We start from the raw sequence: 8,304 nt of genomic DNA, 5'->3' as shown, positions 1-8,304 counted from the left end.
CCTCACCCGGCGCGCCCTCAATCCATCAGCTCACCAGCCTCAGCGCTCGTAGGTTTTTTAAAACCCCCCCGGGGGGGGGGGGGCCCCCCCCCCCCCCGCGACCAGGAAATCGTCCCCGGTACGGATGCGGCGGCTGCGCCACACGCCAATCAGAACCAGAAGCGACAGATAGAGAACGACTGCGGTCAGCACGGGATCATTCTGGATCATCTGGCCGATAATGACCGCCGGTAGTCATCCAGGCCGCCATGCCAACGAAGAAAGCAGCCGCACGACAATCGCCCGCGCCGAAACGAACGACCCGCCCGCTCGACGAATACCGGACAAAGCGCGACTTCACGAAGACGCCGGAACCGGACGGCAAGCAGGCGCGGCAGAAGACGAGACGTCGGCGATCCCGCGAGACGTCCGAGCTGTACTTCTGTGTTCAGAAGCACCTCGCCAGCCACCTCCACTACGACCTTCGTCTGGAACATCAGGGCGTCCTGTTGTCATGGGCAGTCCCGAAGGGACCGTCGCTGCAACCGGCAGACAAGCGCATGGCGGTCCGAACCGAGGATCATCCATACGACTACGGCAGCTTCGAAGGCGTCATCCCGGAAGGCTACGGGGCCGGAATCGTGATGCTCTGGGACCGCGGCAAGTGGACGCCGGAAGTTGACGACATCGACGCCGCGCTCGGACGGGGCGACCTGAAGTTCTCGCTCGACGGCTTCAAGCTCAAGGGATCCTGGGCGCTCGTCCGCATCCGCGACCGGGCGGACACGCCCCCGAAACAGCGCGGCCGCAACTGGCTGCTGATAAAGCACGCCGACTTTTGGTCGGGGCCGGTCGAGATCACGAGTTTTGCCCCGCTGAGTGTGAAGAGCGAGGGAGACTTCGACGACATTCTGGCCGAAGAGATGCCAGCGCAGTGGGTGACGGGACGACCGGCAACCGCGGTCGGCTCGGGACGCGCGGCGGCACTGACGCGCGACGTGATCGAGCGGGCGGCAAGAAAGATCCTGGCGCGGCAAAGGGCGCGGCGACGCTAGCAGCCGCGCCCTTCGGGCGCCCTTACTGCAGCAGGCGACGAGCCAGCACGCTCCAGACCGCATAGGCAAGGCGACGGCGCGCGTGGCGCGCGATCTGGCCCTGCCAGAACTGCCCGGTAACCAGCTCGCATCCCTTCGGGATCTCACCTATCGGCAGCAGTTCCTTGTGCTCGGCGGCGTAGCGCGCCATCACGTCGGGTTGCTGCTCGGCGGTGTTCGCGATGGCGACATCGATCGGCCGGCCAATGGCCTCACCGACCCGGCGCACGGCCTCTCCCACCGTAAAGCCATGCATGCCCCGGCCCTCGGTCACGATGTTCGTCACCAGGATGATGGGACCCGGCGAAGCGGCAACCGCCTCGGCTACCCCGGTGACCAGAAGGATCGGCATCAGGCTCGTGTAGAAGCTCCCCGGCCCGATCACAATCGCGTCGAAGCGGCGGATCGCCTCCGCTGTCGCCGTGTGAACCGCCGGCACCGGGTCGAGCCAGATCCGGCTGATCCGATGTCCGTTGGTCTGCTCCCGATCCACTCCGACTTCGCTCTCGGCGCGCGTGCCGTCTTCGTATTCCGCGAAGAGCGTCGACTGTTCGACGCTGACCGGGAGCACACGACCGCTGCAATCCAGCAGGCTCCGGAGACCGTCGACGGCCGCGAGGAAGTCCCCGCTGTACTGCTGCATCATCGAAAGCAGGAGGTTCCCGCCGGTATGCCCACCCAGCCGGCCATTCTCGAACGCAGGCAGACGCGACAGCAGGAGGGCTCGAGCCTCCTTCTCGTTGCGCGCGAGCGAGCAGGCGCACTTCAGCACGTCGCCGGGTGGCAGGACGCCCAGTTCGTCCCGAAGCTGGCCGGAGCTTCCTCCGCTGTCGAACATGGTCACGACAGCGTTCACCTCCACCCAGGGGTTCTGCTTGAGCCCTCCCAGCAGGCTCGGCAGGCCGGTGCCGCCTCCGAGGCAGCCCACGTTCAGGCGCCGCAACTCCACGGTGCGGCATTATGGCACGGCTTGAGATCGCAGAGGCGCCCGCGATACGCTCTGTGAGACGGGGTACAGTACGACTCAGGAGTACTCATGACGACGAAACGGTGGATGCTGGCCGGCATCGCGGCGCTGGCGCTCGGACTGCTGACGCTGCCGGGAGTGCGGAGCTTCACGCTCGGCACGATGACGGCAGGCGGCGATGGATCGGAAACGGCGGAAGTGGCCTGCGACGACGACGCACGTCCGGCTCCGATGGAATTCACCCTGCGCGACATCAACGGCGACCAGGTGAACCTCGCCGAGTTGACCGGCAACGTCATCCTGCTCAACTTCTGGGCCACCTGGTGCGGCCCGTGCAAGATCGAGATCCCCTGGTTCGTAGAGTTCCAGCGGGAGTACGAAGACGACGGCCTCGTGGTGCTCGGCCTCTCGGTCGATGACACACCGGAGCAGATCCGCCCGTTCGCGGCAGAGTTCCAGGTGAACTACCCGATGCTGGTCGGGCTCGGGCGCGAGGACTTCCAGGAGGCCTACGGGCCGATTTGGGGACTGCCGGTCACCTTCTTCATCGACCGCGAAGGCACGCTCTGCCGGACGCATATGGGTATTGCCACGCGCGAGGCATTCGAACAGGACATCAAGGACCTGCTCTAGCCGGGGCCGATTCGGCGCTGGTGTATCATCAGGTCATGGGCAAGGGCTTCGAGCGGGCACGCCTCGGATGCGGGTGCCGCGTCCGGTTCCGCGACGGCGTCGAAGGAAGCCCCGTCACCGTGGTGATCGAGGCGAAGGGTGCAGGATGTCCGCTGCCCCGCCATGTCGGCGGCCTCCCGGTCTACGACCACCGCGAAGCTCTCCGCCCTCCGAACCGGATCGTCCCGATCGCCGAAGGCGACTACGAAGAAGAGGGTTAGCAGCCCCGTGCCCCCGCTGGCCTCTGAAGTTGAGATCGACTGCCCCTGCTGCGGTGCGACCCTTGTCTACGATCTGAACCTGCGGCGTGTGGTCTCCCACCACGAACCGCCGTCATCGGACCGGCCCGCGCTCGAGGACGCCGATGATATTCTGGCTGCCGCGAGAGCGAGGCGGGAAGCGGCCTTCCAGCAATCCGTTGTTCAGGAGCGGGGTCGTAGCGACGCGCTCTCCAAGCGGTTCGAGGACGCCCTGAAGCAGGCGAACGAGGAACCGATCACGCGCCCGACGCGCGATTTCGACCTCGACTGACGCGCGGCAAATGCCACGCTACTGGGTAGGCACGTCCGGCTACAACTACCCCGAGTGGCGCGGCTCCTTCTATCCGGAGAAGCATCCGCAGAAGAAGATGCTGCCGTACTACGCGGCTCGTCTCGACACGGTCGAGATCAACTACACGTTCTATCGCATGCCGACGGTACGGCTGCTTGCCGGATGGTCCGAGCAGACGCCAGGCCACTTCCGCTTCACGCTGAAGGCTCCTCGCCGCATCACCCACGAGGCGCGCCTGGCCAACTGCGCGGAGACAGCCCGCGCGCTGTGCGACGCGGCCGGGACCCTGGCCCACAAGCGGGGCACGCTGTTGTTCCAGTTGCCCCCGTTCTTCCGCAAGTCGCTAGACCGGCTGAAGGGGTTCCTCGACGTGCTGCCCGAGGGCGCCCGGCCCGCTTTCGAGTTCCGCCATGCTTCTTGGCACGATGACGATGTTCTCGACTGCCTTGCTTCAAGCGGCGCGGCCCTCTGCGTGTCGGACAGCGAGAAACTGCGAACGCCGGTCGAAGTAACCGCGCCCTTCGCCTACTTCCGGCTTCGCGACCAGGGTTACACCGACGATGACCTCATCCACTGGGCGGACACGATCCGTAAGCGCACCGCGGACTGCGACGACGTCTACGTCTACTTCAAGCACGAGGAGAGGGGCGCCGGCCCCCTGTTCGCGGCGCGCCTGCTCGAACAGCTCCGTGCCTGATCCGCGCTCCCGCCGTCAGTCGGTAAGGCGGCCCAGCACCCACTCCACTGCCGTCCGCTCGGCCCAGTAACCATCGAAGCGGGAGACCGGCTCCGGCTCGGCATAGAAGCCGCAGTGCCCACCGTGGCGGGTGACTACGGCCGTGATATGCGGGTTGCCGGCGAGCGCGGGATCCTGGAACTGTTCCGGCGGCACAAAGGGATCGTCAGCCGCGCTCAGGATCAGCGTCGGGATCGCAATCCGGTCGATGACGCGCAGGCTGCTTGCGCGGTGGTAGTAGTCGTCGGCATCGCGGAACCCGTGGTGGGGGGCGGTGTAAGCATCGTCGAACTGTCGGACGGTCCGGACGGTCCGAAGCGCGGCCAGATCGAAGCGATCCGGCAGGCGACGCGCCTTGCGCCGCATTCGCCGTTTCAGGTTGCGGACAAAGTTCCATTCGTACAACGCGTTCTGCGGACGCTCCAACGCGTCGACACAGGAGGCAAGATCCATCGTGGGCGAGACGGCGCAGACCGCACGCAGCGACGGCGGCACGCCCGCACCGGTGTCGCCCGCCAGACGCAGACCGACGTTGCCGCCGAGCGAGTAGCCCACGACCGCAACGGCCGGGAGGCCGTCGACTTCCGTCAGTTCACGCACGACCGCCGCCGGGTCGGCCGACAGTCCGGAGTGGTAGAGCCCGGCCGAGAGGTGTTCCGTGCCCCCGCAGTTCCGCTGATTGAGCCGGACAACATTCATTCCCGCGGCGTAACCCTTGTCGGCGAGGCCGCGCATGTAGTGCGCCTCGCTCGATCCTTCGAGACCGTGGAGGGCCACCAGCGTCGGGTGGGACGCGGGCGACGGCTGCCAGTGGCAGTGCGCGAGCACGCGTGCGTCGGGCGCAACGTCGAAGTAACGCGGCGCCGGGGGCGGGAGGTTCGGAAAATGGCGCGGCCGGCCCCAGGTGTACAACGTCATCCGGTGCCCGCCGTCGAGGCCGGGAGCGGGTGTGAAGTTGTCCCACGAGGCGCCGTTCAGCGTGGCGTTCGGCGTGGAGCGGAGTATTGGACCAGTGGAGGCAGTCATTGCGTTGACGGAGGAGACTGACAGGAAGTACCGCCGCGGAGCAAGCGGCTGAGCCGATCAGATAAGATGAAGTCAGCCTGCATGCCGCGAGGTAGCTACATGACCGAACGCCGATTCACGCTCCGGAGCAGGTGGCCGGTTGCCTTTCTGCTCGCCCTTTCCCTTCTCGTGACGTGGACCGCCGGGACCGCGTTCGCCCAGTTCACGTCCTACTACGGCAAGAACCGGGTCAAGTACGACAAGTTCGACTGGCACATCTACACGACCGACCACTTCGACATCTACTACTACCCCGAACTCGAGGAGCACCTCGAACGGGTGGCAAGCTACGCCGAGAGCGCCTATCAACAGGTGAGCGCCGACCTCCGGCACGATCTGGCGTTCAGCGTGCCACTGATCGTGTTCAAGACGCACAGTGAATTCCAGCAGCAGAACCTGATTCCGGGCGCCATCCCCGAGGGCGTGGCAGCGTTTGCGGAACCCCAGCGCAACCGCATCGTCCTTCCGATCGACGAGCCGCCGGACGGACTCTACCGGCTGATCACTCACGAGCTGACGCACATTTTCGAATTCGACATCATTCCGCGTTCGATTATCCGGAACACGGTGCCGCTCTGGGTCGATGAGGGCTTGGCCGACTTCATGGCGGGCGTCTGGCGGCCGATCGACCTGATGACGGTGCGCGACATCGCCATCGCCGACATCGTTCCGTCGATGTCGGAGTTCCAGGGATACGGCGGCTTCGCCAGCGGACGCGTGGTCTACAACCTCGGCCACGCGGCTTTCGAGTTCATTGAGGAGGAGTGGGGACTCGAGGGCGTCCGGCAGTTCATGTTCGCGCTCCGGCGCACGGCGATCGGGGGCGGCGAGGATCCCTATGAGGAAGCCTTCGACCTGGAAGCGGAGGAATGGGACGATGCGTTCAAGTCGTACCTGGACGACCGCTTCGAACCGTTCCGCGAGAAGGACCGGCCGGCGGACTACGGACGCGACCTGGCCCCCGACCCGCTGCGCAGCCGGTACCCGGTGGTGTATTCGCTCGAGGCGTCCCCGTCGGGCGAGGTCATCGCGGCCCTTGGCGTGAACCGCAGGGACCGCGAGGCGGATATCGTCTTGCTGTCGTCCCGGACCGGCGACGTGATCCTGAATCTGACCGAAGGTTTCGATCAGGACTTCGGCTTCGAGTACATCTCGCAGCCCGGGGGGCTCCGCTGGAACACCGTACCCTGGATGTCCTGGGCTCCGGACGGCGATCAGCTCGTCTACATGGTTCGTAACGGCAAGGGCAGGTCGCTCGCGATCCAGAACGTCGTCACCCGGGAGGTGGAGGCCCTGATCGATCTCGACATGGTGGACGAACCGGAGTCGCCGGACATTGCGCCCGATGGCCGAAGCGTTGCGTTCTCCGCCCTCCGGAACGGCGTCGGCGACATCTACGAGATCGACCTCGAGACGCGCGAGGTGACGAACCTCACCAACAGCCCGTTCGCCGACTATGCGCCGTTCTATTCGCCCGATGGACAGTCAATCGTCCACCTGTCGCGCGTCAGCGGCAACGACAAGCTCTTTCGCCTCGACCGCAGCACAGGCGCGCGGACGCAGCTCACCTTCGGGACCCACGACGAAGCGGGCGGCCAGTTCCTGGACGAGCGGACCATCGTCTTCGCCTCAACCGCCGTCGATCCGGCCGAGGCGCTCGATCCGCAGACGGCCCGCGACGGCGAGATCTTCAACATCTGGACCCTCGACCTTGAGAACGGCGCCCTCAACCAGCTCACCGACACCGCCACCGGCTTCGTCAACCCGGTCGTTCTCGCGCCAGACGAAGACTCCGAGGGTCAGCGGATCGGTTTTGTCACCTACTTCAGGGGAGAGTACGGCCTACACACCCTCGAACTCGCCAGCGACCCGCTCCTTGAAGTCAACACGGCGGACTTCGGCGGACCGGGTCCCCTGATCGACTTCCAGGCGCCGCTCGGCCACTCGCTCGACGTGGCGAACGTGCGCCGCAAGGGCGCCTTCGAGAACATGTACATGCAGGGGCGCCCGAACTTCGGCCTCGGGATGACCAGCAACGGGGACCTGCTGGGCGGCACCGTGATCAGCTTTGCCGACGTGCTGGGCGATCAACTGTTCAACATCCAGGCTTATTCGGTGCAGACTTACCGAACCTACGGCGCCTCCTACGTCAATCGGGCGAGCCGGATGCAGTACGCCTTCCAGGGGATCTCGTCGGAGCAGTACTTCTACGGGCTCGGCGCCTATTTCGTCCCCAGCATCGCCTTCCTGTCGCGGGACAACGCCATTGCCACCCGGCGATCGGACGGCGGAAGCGCGATCGGGATCTATGCGCTTGACCGCTTCCGACGGATAGAGCTGTCGGCCGGCATGTACAGCTTCCGCGAGACCTTCGCCAACGAGGAACTGCAACTGCAATCCGACCAGTTCCAGTTGCAGCAGTTCGGCACGACCCTGTTCCGCAACGGAGCGTTCATGCCGTTCGGCACGCGCTTCGTGCAGGAAACCACCGTCTTCCGCGAGTACGGACCGGTTGCCGGCAACTCGGTCATGGCGGGATATGAGTACGCGCCCGGAATGGGAGGATTCCTGTCAAGACAGACAGTCGAAGTAGATGCCCGCTACTACCAGCGCCTGATGGAGAACGGCGTGCTGGCGTTTCGCGGCCGCGCTTTCCAGAGCTGGGGCGAGTTCCCCGACTTCACCTTCTTCGGCGGCCAGGGTGATATGCGCGGCTACGACTACCTTCACTTCCTGGGCCACAAGGCGTTTCATGGCAACGTCGAACTCCGTTTCCCGCTGGTTGAGGCCATGGCCACGCCAATCGGGATCCTGGGAGGGATCCGCGGGACGTTCTTCTTCAACTTCGGCGTGGCCGGAATCGACGGCCAGCCCTGGAACATCTGGGCCACCGACGAGGTGACGGTCCGCCCGGTCACCCATTACGGAACGAATCCCTTTACGGGCAACCTCGAGCCGATCTACGGCGAGCCGACCACCGTGAGCGGTTTCCGGCTGGACAGGGCACGCGCGGCTTACGGATTCGGTTTGACCACCTTCGCCATCGGCTTCCCGATCCACCTCGATTGGTCATGGCCGACGCTGTTCAACCAGGAATGGGAGAACATTGTCTTCGCGACCGAAGCGCAGCAGAACGGATTCATCCGGGGCAGCGACTACTTCCGGAAGGTCCGTTTCCAGGTCTGGATCGGCTACGACTTCTGATCAGAGGGGACCGCGCCTCAGGAGGCGCGTAGCGC

At 65.5% G+C, this 8,304-nt stretch carries 8 protein-coding genes; 6 read left to right on the top strand and 2 right to left on the bottom strand.

Annotated features, from left to right (window positions below; genetic code table 11):
• Nucleotides 1-248 precede the first annotated feature (248 nt).
• Nucleotides 249-1,034 carry a hypothetical protein gene (locus tag F4Y45_07135; protein MXY24281.1) on the top strand — a complete coding sequence of 262 codons (786 nt, stop codon included), beginning with the start codon at nt 249-251 and terminating at the stop codon, nt 1,032-1,034.
• A 22-nt stretch (nt 1,035-1,056) separates the two neighbouring features.
• On the opposite strand, the gene F4Y45_07130 is transcribed toward F4Y45_07135, so the two are convergent.
• A complete protein-coding gene (locus F4Y45_07130; protein ID MXY24280.1) occupies nt 1,057-2,022 on the bottom strand; it encodes a YvcK family protein in 966 nt (321 codons plus the stop codon).
• An 87-nt stretch (nt 2,023-2,109) separates the two neighbouring features.
• Here F4Y45_07130 and F4Y45_07125 point away from each other — a divergent pair, with 87 nt between their 5' ends.
• The 4 genes from F4Y45_07125 to F4Y45_07110 are packed head-to-tail and all read left to right on the top strand — an operon-like array spanning nt 2,110 to nt 3,961.
• Complete coding sequence (locus F4Y45_07125) at nt 2,110-2,673, top strand: TlpA family protein disulfide reductase (GenBank protein ID MXY24279.1); 564 nt, start codon at nt 2,110-2,112, stop codon at nt 2,671-2,673.
• 20 nt (nt 2,674-2,693) lie between these two features.
• Entirely contained in the window at nt 2,694-2,933 is a 240-nt protein-coding gene (locus F4Y45_07120; protein MXY24278.1) for a hypothetical protein, read from the top strand.
• Between the two features lie 7 nt (nt 2,934-2,940).
• Complete coding sequence (locus tag F4Y45_07115; GenBank protein ID MXY24277.1) at nt 2,941-3,243, top strand: hypothetical protein; 303 nt, start codon at nt 2,941-2,943, stop codon at nt 3,241-3,243.
• A 10-nt stretch (nt 3,244-3,253) separates the two neighbouring features.
• Nucleotides 3,254-3,961 (top strand): DUF72 domain-containing protein, encoded by a 708-nt coding sequence (locus F4Y45_07110; protein ID MXY24276.1) that lies wholly within the window; start codon nt 3,254-3,256, stop codon nt 3,959-3,961.
• A 15-nt stretch (nt 3,962-3,976) separates the two neighbouring features.
• Here F4Y45_07110 and F4Y45_07105 read toward each other — a convergent pair whose 3' ends face one another.
• On the bottom strand, nt 3,977-5,026 hold the full coding sequence (locus F4Y45_07105) for an alpha/beta fold hydrolase (GenBank protein MXY24275.1): 1,050 nt from the start codon (nt 5,024-5,026) through the stop codon (nt 3,977-3,979).
• Nucleotides 5,027-5,125: 99 nt separating this feature from the next.
• On the opposite strand from F4Y45_07105, the gene F4Y45_07100 reads away from it, so the two are divergent.
• A complete protein-coding gene (locus F4Y45_07100) occupies nt 5,126-8,269 on the top strand; it encodes a hypothetical protein (GenBank protein ID MXY24274.1) in 3,144 nt (1,047 codons plus the stop codon).
• Nucleotides 8,270-8,304: the final 35 nt, after the last annotated feature.

This window comes from Acidobacteriota bacterium (genome assembly GCA_009838525.1).
Lineage (GTDB): Bacteria > Acidobacteriota > Vicinamibacteria > Vicinamibacterales > UBA8438 > VXRJ01.
Note: the sequence above shows the minus strand (reverse complement) of the source record. Positions and strands in the feature narration are given on the sequence as shown.